The 14,477-nt window shown below is 73.2% G+C and carries 14 protein-coding genes and 5 tRNA genes; 8 read left to right on the top strand and 11 right to left on the bottom strand.

The features are described 5' to 3' along the window. Positions 1-19: 19 nt before the first annotated feature. Positions 20-1,999, bottom strand: coding sequence for a threonine--tRNA ligase (gene thrS, locus IE247_RS32195; RefSeq protein ID WP_190126897.1), 1,980 nt, complete (start codon positions 1,997-1,999; stop codon positions 20-22). A 153-nt stretch (positions 2,000-2,152) separates the two neighbouring features. Continuing rightward, positions 2,153-3,397, bottom strand: a complete 1,245-nt coding sequence (locus IE247_RS32190) for a hypothetical protein (RefSeq protein WP_229869499.1) — start codon at positions 3,395-3,397, stop codon at positions 2,153-2,155. Between the two features lie 181 nt (positions 3,398-3,578). On the opposite strand from IE247_RS32190, the gene IE247_RS32185 reads away from it, so the two are divergent. Continuing rightward, a complete protein-coding gene (locus IE247_RS32185) occupies positions 3,579-4,304 on the top strand; it encodes an exonuclease domain-containing protein (RefSeq protein ID WP_190126896.1) in 726 nt (241 codons plus the stop codon). 86 nt (positions 4,305-4,390) lie between these two features. Here the strand turns inward: IE247_RS32185 and IE247_RS32180 are convergent. After that, positions 4,391-4,462 (bottom strand) — tRNA-Val (locus tag IE247_RS32180). Positions 4,463-4,501: 39 nt separating this feature from the next. Beyond that, positions 4,502-4,960 (bottom strand): SRPBCC family protein, encoded by a 459-nt coding sequence (locus IE247_RS32175; protein ID WP_190126895.1) that lies wholly within the window; start codon positions 4,958-4,960, stop codon positions 4,502-4,504. 101 nt (positions 4,961-5,061) lie between these two features. On the opposite strand from IE247_RS32175, the gene IE247_RS32170 reads away from it, so the two are divergent. Next, positions 5,062-7,491 carry an SCO7613 C-terminal domain-containing membrane protein gene (locus tag IE247_RS32170; protein WP_190126894.1) on the top strand — a complete coding sequence of 810 codons (2,430 nt, stop codon included), beginning with the start codon at positions 5,062-5,064 and terminating at the stop codon, positions 7,489-7,491. A gap of 126 nt (positions 7,492-7,617) precedes the next feature. On the opposite strand, the gene IE247_RS32165 is transcribed toward IE247_RS32170, so the two are convergent. After that, positions 7,618-7,689: transfer RNA gene (locus tag IE247_RS32165), tRNA-Val, on the bottom strand. Positions 7,690-7,743: 54 nt separating this feature from the next. Beyond that, positions 7,744-8,220: a TIGR02611 family protein gene (locus IE247_RS32160; RefSeq protein WP_190126893.1), complete on the bottom strand. Its 477-nt coding sequence runs from the start codon at positions 8,218-8,220 to the stop codon at positions 7,744-7,746. Between the two features lie 190 nt (positions 8,221-8,410). On the opposite strand from IE247_RS32160, the gene IE247_RS32155 reads away from it, so the two are divergent. Then, positions 8,411-8,824, top strand: coding sequence for an SsgA family sporulation/cell division regulator (locus tag IE247_RS32155; RefSeq protein WP_003959770.1), 414 nt, complete (start codon positions 8,411-8,413; stop codon positions 8,822-8,824). Between the two features lie 227 nt (positions 8,825-9,051). Then, positions 9,052-9,609 (top strand): CGNR zinc finger domain-containing protein, encoded by a 558-nt coding sequence (locus IE247_RS32150; protein WP_190126892.1) that lies wholly within the window; start codon positions 9,052-9,054, stop codon positions 9,607-9,609. A gap of 35 nt (positions 9,610-9,644) precedes the next feature. Here IE247_RS32150 and IE247_RS32145 read toward each other — a convergent pair whose 3' ends face one another. Then, positions 9,645-9,797, bottom strand: a complete 153-nt coding sequence (locus IE247_RS32145) for a hypothetical protein (RefSeq protein ID WP_190126891.1) — start codon at positions 9,795-9,797, stop codon at positions 9,645-9,647. Between the two features lie 132 nt (positions 9,798-9,929). Beyond that, positions 9,930-10,388, bottom strand: coding sequence for a hypothetical protein (locus IE247_RS32140; protein ID WP_190126890.1), 459 nt, complete (start codon positions 10,386-10,388; stop codon positions 9,930-9,932). Positions 10,389-10,570: 182 nt separating this feature from the next. Between IE247_RS32140 and IE247_RS32135 the strand changes: the two genes are divergently transcribed. Further along, complete coding sequence (locus IE247_RS32135) at positions 10,571-11,080, top strand: DsbA family protein (RefSeq protein ID WP_190126889.1); 510 nt, start codon at positions 10,571-10,573, stop codon at positions 11,078-11,080. Between the two features lie 22 nt (positions 11,081-11,102). On the opposite strand, the gene IE247_RS32130 is transcribed toward IE247_RS32135, so the two are convergent. The 3 genes from IE247_RS32130 to IE247_RS32120 all read right to left on the bottom strand — a co-directional run bounded on the left by IE247_RS32130 (position 11,103) and on the right by IE247_RS32120 (position 13,925). After that, complete coding sequence (locus tag IE247_RS32130) at positions 11,103-11,942, bottom strand: GNAT family N-acetyltransferase (protein WP_190126888.1); 840 nt, start codon at positions 11,940-11,942, stop codon at positions 11,103-11,105. A 68-nt stretch (positions 11,943-12,010) separates the two neighbouring features. Beyond that, positions 12,011-12,841 carry an aminotransferase class IV gene (locus tag IE247_RS32125; protein WP_190126887.1) on the bottom strand — a complete coding sequence of 277 codons (831 nt, stop codon included), beginning with the start codon at positions 12,839-12,841 and terminating at the stop codon, positions 12,011-12,013. Positions 12,842-12,863: 22 nt separating this feature from the next. Beyond that, entirely contained in the window at positions 12,864-13,925 is a 1,062-nt protein-coding gene (locus IE247_RS32120) for a chorismate-binding protein (protein WP_190126886.1), read from the bottom strand. A gap of 190 nt (positions 13,926-14,115) precedes the next feature. Between IE247_RS32120 and IE247_RS32115 the strand changes: the two genes are divergently transcribed. The 3 genes from IE247_RS32115 to IE247_RS32105 all read left to right on the top strand — a co-directional run bounded on the left by IE247_RS32115 (position 14,116) and on the right by IE247_RS32105 (position 14,371). After that, positions 14,116-14,188, top strand: a tRNA-Gly gene (locus IE247_RS32115). Between the two features lie 36 nt (positions 14,189-14,224). Then, a tRNA-Cys gene (locus IE247_RS32110) sits at positions 14,225-14,298 on the top strand. Between the two features lies 1 nt (position 14,299). Continuing rightward, positions 14,300-14,371, top strand: a tRNA-Val gene (locus IE247_RS32105). Positions 14,372-14,477 lie beyond the last annotated feature (106 nt).

Here is a 14,477-nt window from a genome sequence, read left to right as displayed (position 1 = left end):
GTGGAGCCGGTCCGGCGGATCAGACCTGGACGCGGTCCTCGACGACCTGGGCGAGCTTCGCCAGGGCCTGGTCGCGCGGGATGCCGTTCTCCTGCGAACCGTCGCGGTAGCGGAAGGAGACCGTGCCCGCGTTCATGTCCTCGTCACCAACGATGATCATGAAGGGGACCTTCATCTTCTGGTGGTTGCGGATCTTCTTCTGCATCCGGTCGGAGGAGGCGTCGACCTCGACCCGCAGACGCTTCTTCCTCGCCTCGGCGGCGAACTCCTGGAGGTACTCGACGTGGGCGTCGCCGATCGGGATGCCGACCGCCTGCACCGGGGCCAGCCACGGCGGCATGGCGCCCGCGTAGTGCTCCAGCAGGACGGCGAAGAACCGCTCGATCGAGCCGAAGAGCGCGCGGTGGATCATCACCGGCTGCTGGCGCGAGCCGTCGGGCGCGGTGTACTCCAGGTGGAACAGCTCGGGCAGGTTGAAGTCGAGCTGCACGGTCGACATCTGCCAGGTCCGGCCGATGGCGTCGCGCGCCTGCACCGAGATCTTGGGACCGTAGAAGGCCGCGCCGCCCGGGTCGGGGGTGAGCGGGAGGCCCTGCTTCTCGGCCACCTGGCGCAGCACCTCGGTGGCCTCCTCCCAGACCTCGTCCGAGCCGACGTACTTCTCCGGGTCCTTGGTGGACAGCTCCAGATAGAAGTCGGTCAGACCGTAGTCGCGGAGCAGATTGAGGACGAAGGTGAGCGTGCGGTCCAGCTCCTCCGCCATCTGCTCACGGGTGCAGTAGATGTGCGCGTCGTCCTGGGTGAAGCCCCGGGCGCGGGTCAGACCGTGGACCACGCCGGACTTCTCGTGCCGGTAGACCGTGCCGAACTCGAACAGGCGCAGCGGCAGCTCACGGTAGGAGCGCCCCCGGGCGTCGAAGATCAGGTTGTGCATCGGGCAGTTCATCGGCTTGAGGTAGTAGTCCGTGCCGCCGTCGAGCTGCATGGGGGGGTACATGCCGTCCGCGTACCAGTCCAGGTGGCCGCTCTTCTCGAAGAGCGTGCCCTTGGTGGCGTGCGGGGTGTAGACGAACTCGTACCCTTCCTCCTCGTGCCTGCGGCGCGAGTAGTCCTCCATGACCCGGCGCACGATGCCGCCGCGCGGGTGGAAGACGGCGAGGCCGGAGCCGATCTCGTCGGGGACGGAGAAGAGGTCCAGCTCGGTGCCGAGGCGGCGGTGGTCGCGCTTCTCGGCCTCGGCGAGGAAGTCGAGGTGCGCCTTCAGCTCGTCCTTCGACGGCCAGGCGGTGCCGTAGATCCGCTGGAGCATCGGGTTCTTCTCGCTGCCGCGCCAGTAGGCGGCCGCGTTGCGCATCAGCTTGAAGGCGGGGATGTTGCGGGTGGTGGGCAGGTGCGGACCCCGGCAGAGGTCCTTCCAGCACAGGTCGCCGGTCTTGGCGTCCAGGTTGTCGTAGATCGTCAGCTCGCCGGCGCCCACCTCGACGTCCGCGCCGTCGTCGCTGGAGGCCGAGCCCTTGAGGCCGATCAGCTCCAGCTTGTACGGCTCGTCCGCCAGCTCCTCGCGGGCGGCCTCGTCGCTCACCACCCGGCGGGAGAACTTCTGGCCGCGCTTCTGGATCTCCTGCATCTTCTTCTCGATGGCCTTGAGATCCTCGGGCGTGAACGGCTTCTCGACGTCGAAGTCGTAGTAGAAGCCGTCCTTGACCGGCGGGCCGATGCCGAGCTTGGCCTCGGGGAACAGCTCCTGCACGGCCTGCGCCATGACATGCGCGGTGGAGTGGCGCAGGATGTCGAGGCCGTCGGGTGAGGAGATCTCGACGGGCTCGATCTCCTCGCCGTCCCGCACCTGGTACGTGAGGTCCTTCAGCTCGCCCGCGATCCGGGCGGCGACGACGGTGCGCTCGCCGGGGAAGAGTTCGGCCGCCGTCGTGCCCGTGGTCACCACGCGCTCTTCCCGCTGCTCGGAATCGCGTTGGATGATCACACGGACGTCTGACACCGGTCTCTCCTGACTGATGGGGTGCGCCAGCGGTCACTGCGCGCGTCTGAATCGTACCGAGCGAAGGGGGCCGCCCGCGAAACGGTTGTTCCGCGGGGGCCGTGCGCCCGGCCCGGGCCCGGCCGTGTCCGCCCGTGCCCGGCCGCCCGCCCGTCAGCCGCCGTCGCCGGGGCGGCCGGGCTCGTCCGCCCCGTCGTCCTCGTAGCAGTCGTCCTCCCACAGCTCTCCGCAGACCTCCGTGTGCACGTACGTCTCGGAGTGGCGGTCGGCCGGAAGGTCGGCCGGAGCGTCGCCCGCCGGGCCGTGGAGCGGTTGCATCCCGGTGGCGTCGGTGAGCCGCCGGAAGCCGCCCCGGCTCTCCAGCCGCCCCGACACCCGGACGGGCACCCCGGCGAGATGGGCGCGGCCGGCCGTGCCGTAGGCCTCGTCCTCCAGGGCCGCGCGGACGAAGGGCACCTCGGCCCCCGACAGCACTCTCAGCCGTACGGTCCCGGGCCCGGCCGGGCCCGCGCGGCGCAGCCGGACCACCGTGCCCGTGAGCCGTACGGCCACGGAGGGCTCGTCCCGCAGATAGCGCGCGCCCGCCTCGCGGAGCGCGGGCAGATCGCCGGGGGTGAATTCGACCGGCTCGCTCCGGGGCGGGCAGCCCTCGGGCGGCGGGGCGGCGGGCGACCACTCCAGCGCTATCCGGGCCCCCTGCGAGCCGCGCACCAGCGCGATGACCGCCTCGGTCAGCTCCCGGCTCACCCCGCGCGCCACCGCCGCGTCGAAGGCCTCCATGTCGCCGGTGGCCCGTCTGCGGTCGACGGCCTCCCGGGTCGCGCGCAGCGCGTGGTGCAGCCCGACGGTGACCGTGCGCGCCGTGTCGACCGGGAGGAACGCGGTGAGGGCGCGCCCGCCGCGCACCGGCGAGACCAGGACCCCGCCCAGCGAGTCCAGGGCACCTCGGCGGTGCCGGGCCCCGTGGTACCCGGCGCGGCCGCGCGCCGCGAGCGCTCCGGCCATCAGCGTCTGCCGCACCGCCGAGCGCAGCCGCTCCTGCGCCGCCCCGGGGGCGGGGGCGGGCGGCTGTCCGGGGGCGTCCAGGTACCAGTGGATCTCGTCGCTGGGCACGGTCAGGCCGAGGAGGACCTCACGGGCGGAGGGGGCGGCGCTGCGGGCCAGCTCGGTGAGGGCGGCGCCGAGCAGATCCGTGCAGCCGGGCAGGGACCGGCTCTCCGGGACGAGCAGCCCGGCCCCGCCGGTGGTGCGGCCGGGCGGGGTCCAGTGTGCGTATCTCCCCGGGGCCCCACCGCGCCGCCGCCAGCCGTGCCGGTCCAGCAGCGCGCCGAGGGCGGCGGGGTCGACCCCGGCGGGATCCGGCCGCCGGAGCGGGTCTTCGGGCAGGGGGAGCGCCATGGCTCTGGGTGCCTTCCGGGACGGGGCGGATCAGGGGGTGTCTGATGGCTCCGGACGGGTCGTCAGCTGTGGGGTCCGTCATCTGTGTTGTCACCGCCCGGCGTACGCGGCAAACGGCGCGGGTATCACCGATTCGGCGGAGGATGTCGCCATCCGTCAGACACGACCTGGGGGTTCGGGGATGACGCTCTGGTACGAGGGCCCATTGACCGCGTTCGACACCGAGACGACCGGGACCGATGTCGAGGAGGACCGAATAATCTCGGTCTCGATCGTGGTCCAGGACACGGCGGGGGGACGGCCGCGCGTCACCCGGTGGCTGGTCCATCCCGGTGTTCCGGTGCCTCCCGAGGCGACCGCGGCGCACGGGCTGACCGAGGAGCGGCTGCGGTGTCACGGCCGTTGGCCCGCGCCGGTGATGGAGGAGGTCGGCAGGGCGCTGGCCGAGCAGTGCGCCGCCGCCCGCCCGCTGGTGGTGCTGAACGCGCCGTTCGCGCTGACGGTCCTCGACCGCGAGCTGCGCCGCCATCGGGCGGCCTCGCTCGGCCGCTATCTGGAGAATGTCTCGCTGTGTGTGCTGGATCCCTGGGTGCTGGACCGCCATCTGGACCGCTACCGCAAGGGCAGCCGTACGCTGGCCGATCTGTGCGAGCAGTACGAGGTGGAGCTGGCCGAGGAGCGGGACGGGGCGGCCGACGCGCTGGCGGCGCTGGAGGTGACCCGGGCGGTGGGCCGGCGGTTCGCGGCGCGGATGGAGCGGCTGTCGGCGGCGGAGCTGCACACCTTGCAGGCGGTGTGGCACGCGGCGCAGGCGCGCGGGCTCCAGACCTGGTTCGCCCGGGGCGGCACGGCGGAGCCGGTGGATCCGGCGTGGCCGCTCCGTCCCGAACTGCGGGCCGCCGCCTGAGCCGACAGGCTCGGCCCAAAGGTCCCGTTCAGGTGGCGGGGAAACGCGAAGGCCGGTCCGTCGACGACGGACCGGCCTCTCCCGGGTGGGCGATACTGGGTTCGAACCAGTGACCTCTTCGGTGTGAACGAAGCGCTCTCCCACTGAGCTAATCGCCCGGGAACGGACTGAACCATACAGGGCCGTGCGCCCCGCCTTCAAATCTCGCGGGGGTGCCCGCGGAGACGGGCGTCGAGGCCCCGGCGGCCCGCGCGCATCATGAGGGCGTGGTTGGCGCGGAAGAGCGGGCGGCCCGGCAGCGCCAGCAGCCGCAGCAGGGGCCTGTCGACCTCGGTCTCCTGTTCGTACAGCACCCGGGTGCCGGTGCCGTGCGCCGACAGCGTCCACCGCGCCCATCCCGCCAGATCGCCCGAGAGAGCGATCTCCAGCACTCCGGCCGCCGGGTCGTGTCTCAGCGCCCGGACGGTGACGCGGAGTTCGTACGGCAGAAAGGAGCGGAAGCGGGCGGTGCCGCTGTCCGGGCCGAGGGGGGCGACCTCACGGACCTGGGGCCACCAGAGGGGGTAGTCCTCGGCGCGTTCGAGGGCCGCGAAGACGGCGGCGGGCGCGGCGGGCAGCTCCCAGACGGTGCGGAATCGGTAGTGGCACCAGTTCATCGCCCGATTCTCCTCCCGGCGGGGCCCCACTGGGGGTACTCAGTCCGGTCTGAGTATCCGCGCCGATGCCGCGCGAACGGGGCGGCGGACACCATCCGGACATGACGAACTTTCCGCCCCATCCGCCGCCGCCCGCCGAGGAGCTGGTGCTTCTCGATCGCGAGCTGGTGCGGCTGGACGCCCACCGGGACCGGCTGCTGGCCCGCCGGGCCTGGCTGGTCTCCGTGCTCCGGCAGCCGGCGGCCGGCGGACCGGCCCTCGGACGGGCCCTCTCCGCGGAAACGATCCGCCCCGCCGAGACCTCGTCGCCGAGCGCGCGGAACGTCCTGCTCGTCCTGGGCGGGCTGCTGCTGACGATCGCGGCGGTCGCGTTCACCCTGGTCGGCTGGGGCCGCATGGGAATCGGCGGGCGCTCGGCCGTACTGGCCGCCGTGACGGCCGCCGCGCTCGCCGGGCCGCTCGCGCTGCTGCGCCGGGGGCTCGCCGCCACCGCGGAGTCGGTGGCCGCGCTCGGCCTGGCGCTGCTGGTGCTGGACGCCTACGCACTGCACCGGGTGGCGCTGCCGGACGTCGGCGCGCTGGCGTACGCGGCGTGGGCCTCGGCGGCGCTGGCCGCGGTCTGGGCGGGGTACGGGCGGGTCGCGAAGCGGCTGCGCGCCCCGCTGCCGGCGGCGGTCGCGGCGGCCCAACTGCCGCTGGTGCTCTGGTCGGCGACGGCCGGTCCCGCGCCGTCGCCGGGGTGGGCGCTGCTGGGCACGGCCCTGTTCGACGTGGTTGTCCTGATCCGGGCGACGAGCCCGGGCGTACGGGCCCTCGCCGCGGCGGGTGGCTCGGTGACGGGCGCTCTGGCGCTGGTGCACGGGGTCTTCCCGTCGCTGATGGCCGGTTCCCCGGCCGAGGCGGCCGGGCCCGCCGCGCTGCTGGCGGCGTCCGCCGCCGTGGCGCTGTTCGCCGCCTGGCGGCTGCCGTCCGCGGCCATGGCCGTGTCGGCCGTCGGGGGTCTCGCGCTGCTGGCGGGCGTCGGCGCGGTGGTGCGCACGGCGGCCCCCGGAGGCTGGGCGGTACCGGCCTATCTGCTCGGCGCGGTGGCGCTGCTGTGCGCCGTCGTGACGCCCGGGGTACGGGCGCGTACACCGCGCGGGCTGTCGCACGGGCTCGCGGCGGCCTCGGCGACGGTCCACGCGCTGGCCCTGCTCGCGGCCGTGCCGCCGCTGCTCCTCGTACTCGCCGGGCCGGTGGCCGTGCTGCCGGACGCCTGGGCGGGCCCCGGGCCCGACGCCCCCGCGGGCCCGGCCGGGGGGCTGCCGGCCGGTGTGCTGCCCGCGGCCGCGGTCTCGCTGCTGATCCTGGCGGCGGCGGTCGCGGCGGCCACCCGGTCGCCCCTGCCGTACGCGGTGGGGCCGAAGTGGCGGGCGGCGGCCCCGGGGACGGCGGGCGGGCTCGGCTGGGCCGCGCTGTTCCTCGCTCCGGGCGCGGTGGGCGCGGGATTCGCCGCGACGGCCGCGTTCCAGACGGCGCTGACCGTCGCCGCGCTCACGGTCGCCGCGCGGGCGGCGGGCCGCCCGGCGGCCTGGGCCGCCCTCGGCTGCGCTCTCGCCGGGGGGACGAGCGTGGCGGTCCTCTCGTCGGCGGCCCGTCCGGCGACCTTCGCCGTGCTGGGGGCGCTGCTCGCCGCCACGGCCCTGGCGGCAGCCCGGCCCGGCGCCGGGCGGGCCGTACGGGGAGTGCTCGGCTGCGCCGCCACGGCCCTGGCGACGGCGCTGCTCCTCGCCGTCGCGGCGGCGGCCGGCCTCGCGCCGCAGCAGACGGCGCCGCTGCTGCTCGCCGTGCCGGCCGGTGCGGCACTGCTCGCCGCCCGGCTGGGCGGCGGGCATCCCGTGGCGCTCCCGACGGAGTGCGCGGGGGCCGGGGCGGGGCTGCTCGCCGTCGCGCTCGCCCAGGGCGACGCGGCGACGCTCGCCCTGGTGCTCGCGCTGGGCGGGGTGATCGCCGCGGGCACCGCGCTGCGCGCGGACCGCCGCCGGGCGGCCGCCCCGGTCGCCGTGGTGCTGTGGGTGCTGGCCGCCTGGGCGCGGCTGTACGCCTCCGACGTGGTCACCCCCGAGGCGTACACCCTGCCGGTGACGCTCCCGGCGCTCGCCGTGGGTGCGCTGCGCCGCCGCGGGGACCCCTCGGCGTCGTCCTGGACGGCGTACGGGCCCGGACTGGCCGTGACCCTGGCGCCGAGCCTCGTGGCGGCCTGGGGGGACGCCCACTGGGTGCGTCCGCTGCTCCTGGGGCTCGCCGCGCTGGCGGTGACGCTCGCCGGGGCCCGGTGGCGGCTGCGGGCCCCGCTGCTGATCGGCGGGGTGGTGCTGGCGCTGGACGCGCTGCACGAGCTGGCCCCGTATGTGGTCCAGGCGGTCGGCGCGCTTCCCCGCTGGGCCCCGCCCGCGCTGGCGGGACTGCTGCTGCTGGCGGTCGGCGCGACCTATGAGCAGCGGCTGCGGAACGCGCGGCGGCTGCGGGAGCGGCTGGGCCGGATGCGCTGACCGGGCCGGAAAGGCCGGGACAGGCCTGAATGCCGAAGGCCCCGGGACCGCTGGGTCCCGGGGCGTTGGGCACATACGACGAGGGTCGAGCGTCCGCTTTCGCGAACCGCTCGACCCTCGAACATGTGGGCGATACTGGGATCGAACCAGTGACCTCTTCGGTGTGAACGAAGCGCTCTCCCGCTGAGCTAATCGCCCGGGCGCACCGCAAACATTACCCCATGTCAGCAGGTGCCCCGGACCCGTTTCGGGTCAGGATTCGATCTTCCACGGCAGGGTGATGCCGAACTTCCAGAGGTAGATCCCGGCCAGCACCGCGCAGATCACCACGCCGATGGTGGTGAGGATGATGTTCCGCCGCCGGACCCTGGGGTCGAGCGCCCGCTGGGCGGCCTCGCTGACCTTGCGCTTGGTCCAGCGCAGCACCAGCTGGGCCCAGACGAACTCGGTCGCCCAGATCGCCATGCCACCGAAGATCACGACCCAGCCGGGGCCGGGCAGCACCAGCATGGCCACGCCCGCGGAGACCACCGCGAGCCCGACCACGAAGACGCCGACCTGCCAGCTCAGATGCAGGGTCTTCCGCGCTTTGATGTAGGCGGGCGCGCGCGAGCCGAGCGGCCTCTCGGTCTCCTGCTCGTCCTTGTCCACCGTCACCCGCTCACCCTCGGCCGACCTGTCGCCGTCGATCGCCATCGCGACCTCCGTGCCGTTACTCCCCGTGTTCATGGCGGCAAATCTACCTGACGGAGCGCAGTCACCGGAATGGTCCCAGGGAACGAACAATCACTCCGCCGTTAGGGGTACCTAAAGACACCCAAAACCCTCAGAGGGGTTTACAACGGCACCGTAGGTGGCATGTCGATTTCGCCGACGTGCGAATCCCCGAGCGCACACTGAGCGAAAGGCCCTGGCGCTTATGAACACCACGGTCAGCTGCGAGCTGCACCTGCGCCTCGTTGTATCGAGCGAGTCTTCACTGCCTGTACCCGCGGGCCTGCGGTATGACACGGCCGATCCCTATGCCGTGCACGCCACCTTCCACACCGGAGCCGAGGAGACGGTCGAATGGGTCTTCGCCCGCGACCTTCTCGCGGAGGGCCTCCATCGGCCCACCGGCACGGGCGACGTCAGAGTCTGGCCATCGCGCAGTCATGGCCAGGGAGTCGTCTGCATCGCGCTGAGCTCCCCGGAGGGCGAAGCCCTGCTCGAAGCCCCGGCGCGGGCCCTGGAGTCGTTCCTCAAGCGAACCGATGCCGCGGTGCCACCGGGCACCGAGCATCGCCACTTCGATCTGGACACGGAGCTCTCGCACATCCTGGCGGAGAGCTGAGCCAGACCGGGAGCCGCACGGCGCCGTCCTACTCGGGGAGACGGCGCCGCGCGCACAGCCGCATACGGCGATCAGCCGTTCATCGCGGACAACCTCACAGGGTGAACCCATCGGCGTCGCCATCGCGCATTCCAGCGCGGTGACGACGCCGATACGCTTGGCCACGAGCCGCTAGAGTCAGCGCAATTCGGCGGGCACCGGTCCGCAAGCAGGCCAGGGAGCGAATCGTGCTGATCCCCCACGACACCAGATATGCCCTTGAGGCGGTCATCGATCTGGTGAACACCGCACCGGACGGAGATCAGACGGATGGACTGGCCGATCTCGACGCATTGGCCGAATTCGTTCGCAGACATGACTTCAGTGATGTCGGCGAGCTGAATCCCCGGGATCTGAAAGCGGTACGCGACGTACGCACCCGATTCGCGGCGGTCTTCGCGGCGGTCGACAGCGCGATCGCCGCCGCGCTGCTCAACGATCTGGTGGCGGCGGCGGGCACCACCCCCCAGCTGACCGACCACGACGGCTATGACTGGCATGTGCACTACTTCGCGCCGGGCGCCTCGGTCGCCGACCATGTCGCGGCCGACGGCGGCATGGCGCTGGCGTTCATCGTCGTCGCGGGCGAGCGGGAGAGGCTGCGGCGGTGCGAGGCCCCGGACTGCGGCCGTGCTTTCGTCGATCTCTCCCGTAACCGCTCGCGCCGCTACTGCTCCAGCCGCACCTGCGGGAACCGGCTGCATGTGGCCGCCTACCGGGCGCGCCGCCGGGAGGCGGCCGGCTGAGAACCGCCGACGGGGCGAGGCCGCCGTCCGGGCCCTCACAGCGGAAAGAGGTCATGGACGGCCGCCATGAGCAGCAGCACTCCGATCACCGTCAGAAAGATCATCAGGGGTGGCTGGGAGAGCGCGAAGAGACAGCCTCGCGGCTCATTCGTGGGTGCGGGGGCATCGCCCCTGGAGGTATCGAGCATCTCGGGGCGATGATGACGCAGTGTCCGGCACCGTGATCGCCCAACACGCGCCGCGTTACACGGAGTTCGTCACACTTCCGCGTTCCCCCAGGTGGGGCGGAGCCGCTCCGGGGCGGCTCCGGCGGGGTCGTCTCAGATTCCGTGCTTCTTGAGGATCGCCTCGATGTCGCTGAAGTCCTCGCCCGCGCCGGAGCCGGAGCCGGAAGCCTTGGGCCGCGCGGCGGGCTCGGCGGCGCCGCGAGCGCCCCGGCCGAGGGAGGGCGCGGAGGCCGCCGGGGCGACCGCCTCGCGCCGGGCCGCCTTGGCGGCGGCCTTGCGGTCCTTGCGGCCGACTCCCGAGCGCCGCTCGACGGCCCGGACGGTCATGAACAGCGCCCACGCCCCGCCCAGCAGGCCGAAGCCGATCCAGGCCGTGGGGCTGAAGGCGGTGTCCACGACCCACTGGACCGCGCCGGTCAGCACCAGGCCGAGCGGCACCAGCGCGTAGGCGGCGATCCGGGCGGCGGCGAGGAAGCGCTTGCGGTACGCGGTGATCCCCGCGACGCCCAGCCCTGCCACCGACGCCGCGGCACATATGGTCTCGGCAATCATCCGGTCCTCCAGGCTGTGACGGGCATGAGCGGTTACGTCCCTTCCATCCTGCACCGGCGGACACCCTCGGGGCCACGGCCCCCACCCACCTCAGGGATATCTCCGGGGCGAGATCATCCCCAGGTCCCGGCCCGCCGCCGGGCCGGTCGGCCGGGCCCGGCCCCGGCTGGGAGACTGGGCCCATGAACGACTCCACCACCGGCCGCACCGCCGTACTCGACGTCTGGTGCGACCTCTCGTGCCCCGACTGCCTCACCGCCCTCGACGACATCCGCGCCCTGCGCGAGCGCTACGGCGACCGGCTCGACGTACGGCTGCGGCACTTCCCCCTGGAGAAGAACAAGCACTCCTACGCCGCCGCCCAGGCCGCGGAGGAGGCCGCCGACCAGGGCAGCGGCCGGGAGTTCCATGAGGCGCTGCTGGCGCGGGTGACGGAGCTGCGCGAGCGCGGCGAGCCGGTCCTCCTGGAGACCGCGCGCGAACTGGGCCTGGACGCCGAGGAGTTCGACACCGCCCTCATCGACGGCCGGCACATGCTGATGGTCGACGCCGACCAGGCCGAGGGCAAGGCGATCGGCGTCACCGGCACCCCGACCTATGTCATCGGCGACGAGCGCCTCGACGGCGGCGTCAGCCAGGAGGGCCTGCGCGGCCGTATCGAGGAGATCGCGGACCGCCTCCTCGAAGGCTGATCCCCGCTTTCGAGGACACGGCCTAGAGCAGCCGCTTGGAGAAGTGGATCGCCGTCGTGCGGTGGCCGAGCGAGGTGTAGAGCCCGAGCGCCGGGGCGTTGTCCGCGAAGACATGGAGCCCCAGCAGCCGTGCCCCGGTCTCCAGGGCGAGGCGCTCGGCGAGGAGGAGCAGGGAGCGGCCGTGGCCCCGGCCGCGGTGCTCCTCGGGGACCTCCACGTCGTAGACGTACGCGCCCGTCTCGCCGGGCAGCGCCTCGCGGAGGCCGAGGTAGAGAAGGCCGACGGGCACGCCGTGGTGTTCCAGGACCTCCAGCCGGACGCCGGCCGTGGCACGGCCGGCGGGGAGTCCGGCGGCGCGGTCGGCCTCGGCCTTGGCGAGGGCCTCGGCGGGGGTCAGTCCCTGCTCGGACCAGCTCCGCGCGTAGGAGCGCAGGCCCTCCTCCCACCAGAGGGCGAACTCGGCGTCGTTCATCGGGCGGGCCCGGGTCCCGTCCGGCAGCGGGGGCGGCAGCGCCGGGAGGGTCTTGACCATGTTGCGGCTTCGCTCGGTGTAGCCGAGGACCCCGGCGAGGGCGGCCGCTCCGGCGGCCTCCGGGGGCACGGAGACCCGTACCTGGTCACAGCCCCAGCCGCGCAGCACCTCTTCGGCGGCGAGGACGGCAACGGTCCCCCGGCCCCGGCGGCGGTCGGCCTCGTCGATCCGGAGCGAGCGGACGGTGCCGGCCGCCGGGCCGAGCGAGGGGAAGGTGGCGATCTCGATCGTCCCGACGGGACGGCTGTTGTCGCAGACCTCGTAGCGGCGCGAGCGCACGCCGGCCGCCTCCTGCTGAAGCGGCCCGGTCGGCCGCAGGGTGGTGGTCATCAGGGGTGTTCTACCTGCCGTACGGCCGTACGTCACGCGGTTTTACCGGAGTGGCCGGCGGACCTCGGTCAGCCGAGGGCCGGGTCCCGGTCGGCCCCGGCGCGCTCCTCGAAGATCCGCATGGCCTTGGCGGTCACCGGTCCCGGCGCGTCCGTGAGCGCCCGCCCGTCGATCCGGTGGACGGCCTGGACATCGCGGAGGCTGGAGGTGAGGAAGACCTCGTCGGCCCGCTCCAGGACGTCGAAGGGCAGCTCGGTCTCCTTCGCCCCGGTCCAGCGCACGGTCAGGGCGCGGGTGATGCCCGCGAGGCAGCCGGTGGTCAGCGGCGGGGTGTGCAGTTCGCCGTCGAGGACGATGAAGACATTGGAGCCGGTGCCCTCGCAGAGCCGTCCGGCGGTGTTGGCCATGAGCGCCTCGGACGCGCCGTGTGCGGCGGCCCTGGCGAGGGCGACCACGTTCTCCGCGTACGAGGTCGTCTTCAGCCCGGCCACCGCGGAGTGCTCGTTACGGGTCCAGGGGACGGTGACCACGGCCGTGGTGTCGGGGCGGGGCGAGGCCTCGCCGAGCGCCACGACCAGGGTGGGGCTCGCGGTGCCGCGCTCGGAGCCGAGCGGGGAGAGGCCGCCGGTGTAGGTGATCCGGAGCCTGCCGAGCGCCATCGGGTTGGCGTCGAGCACGGCGGCGCAGGCGCGGCGCGCCTCGTCGTGGTCGGGCTCGGGGAGTCCGAGGCCGAGGGCGGAGCGGGTCAGCCGTTCCAGATGGAGGGTGAGCGCGAAGGGCCGCCCCTCGACGGCCTTCGCCGTCTCGAAGACGCCGTCGCCGACGGTGAGGCCGTGGTCGAGCACCGAGATCCTGGCATCGTCCGCGTCCCTGAGTCCGCCGTTGACCCAAAGCTTCATCTGGCTGGTCCTTCCGTCTGCCTCATGCTCGTACGCCCGCGTTCTCCCGCGCGTGGGACGACGCTATCGCGAGCAGCCGGGCGGCCTTCAGCTCGGTCTCCTCCCACTCACGGTCCGGGTCCGAGCCCCAGGTGATCCCCGCTCCGGTGCCGAATCGCAGCACCGGGCCCGCGCCCGTGGCGCGGTCCACCCAGAAGGTGCGGATGCCGACGGCCAGCTCCGCGGTACGGCGGTCGGCGTCGACCCAGCCGATGCCTCCGCAGTACGGGCCCCGGGGCGCGGTCTCCAGCGCCTCGATGATCGTCAGCGCGGCGGACTTGGGCGCTCCGGTGACCGATCCGGGCGGGAAGGTGGCGTCGAGGAGCCGGGGCCAGCCCTCCTCGGGGACCAGCTCGCCCCGGACGGTCGAGACCAGATGGACCAGCCCGGGGTGGGCCTCGATCGCGCAGAGCGCCGGGACGGTGACGGTTCCGGTGGCGCAGACCCGGCCCAGGTCGTTGCGGACCAGGTCGACGATCATGACGTTCTCGGCGTGGTCCTTCGCCAGCAGATCGTCGGCGGTGCGGCCGGTGCCCTTGATCGGCCCGGACTCGACCAGGGTGCCGGTCCGCCGCAGATACAGCTCGGGCGAGGCGGTCGCGATCTCGACGCCGTGGGAGGGCAGCCGAATCGTTCCGGCGTAGGGGGCCGGGTTGCCCCGCGCCAGCAGCGCGGTCAGCTCGTCCACATCGGCCGCGCCCGGGCCCTCGGGCAGCGGGGCGGAGAGCACCCGGCAGAGATTGGCCTGATAGACCTCGCCGGCCGCGATGTGCTCGCGTATGCGGCGTACGCCCGCTGTGTACCCGGCGCGGTCCAGCGATGACGCCCAGTCGCCTTTGGCGGGTCCACGCCAACGACCGGGGGTCGGCGCGGGCACCGGTTCAGTACGGACATCGGCGAAGCGCGCGCAGGTCAGCCCCCCTTCGAAGGTGGCGGAGACGGCCCAGAAGCCGGCTGAGTCGAGGGCCGCGGGGTCGCTGGTGACATCCCGGAGGCCGGTGGCGACAAGACGCCCGAAGCGGGCGAGAGGAGCGAGGTCGTGCACGCTGTCGAGTCTATGACCGGCACGGATACGCGCCCGGCGGCCGTCCGGGGAGCGCCCCGGAAGCGCCCGTCGCCCCGCCGTGGCCCGGGCACACGTCAGCACGCTGCGGAAACGTGTTTTTGTGCTGGCTCAGGAATCCGCTAGAGTTCAACACGTCGCCGGGAAGCGCAAGCGGAACGGAAATGGACAAGCGGACGTAGCTCAGTTGGTAGAGCGCAACCTTGCCAAGGTTGAGGTCGCCAGTTCGAACCTGGTCGTCCGCTCGAAGTGGGGGATCCTTCCCGAACCCCCACACTCCGGGTGGAGTGGCCGAGAGGCGAGGCAACGGCCTGCAAAGCCGTCTACACGGGTTCAAATCCCGTCTCCACCTCCAAGGACGATTAGCTCAGCGGGAGAGCGCTTCCCTGACACGGAAGAGGTCACTGGTTCAATCCCAGTATCGTCCACTGAATCCGAGAGGATTCGACTCTGGCCCCCCGGGTCTGGAGACCCGCGCGATTAGCTCAGCGGGAGAGCGCTTCCCTGACACGGAAGAGGTCACTGGTTCAATCC

Origin of the sequence: Streptomyces inusitatus (assembly GCF_014651115.1) — a bacterium.
GTDB classification, from domain to species: Bacteria; Actinomycetota; Actinomycetes; order Streptomycetales; family Streptomycetaceae; genus Streptomyces; species Streptomyces amakusaensis.
Note: the sequence above shows the minus strand (reverse complement) of the source record. Positions and strands in the feature narration are given on the sequence as shown.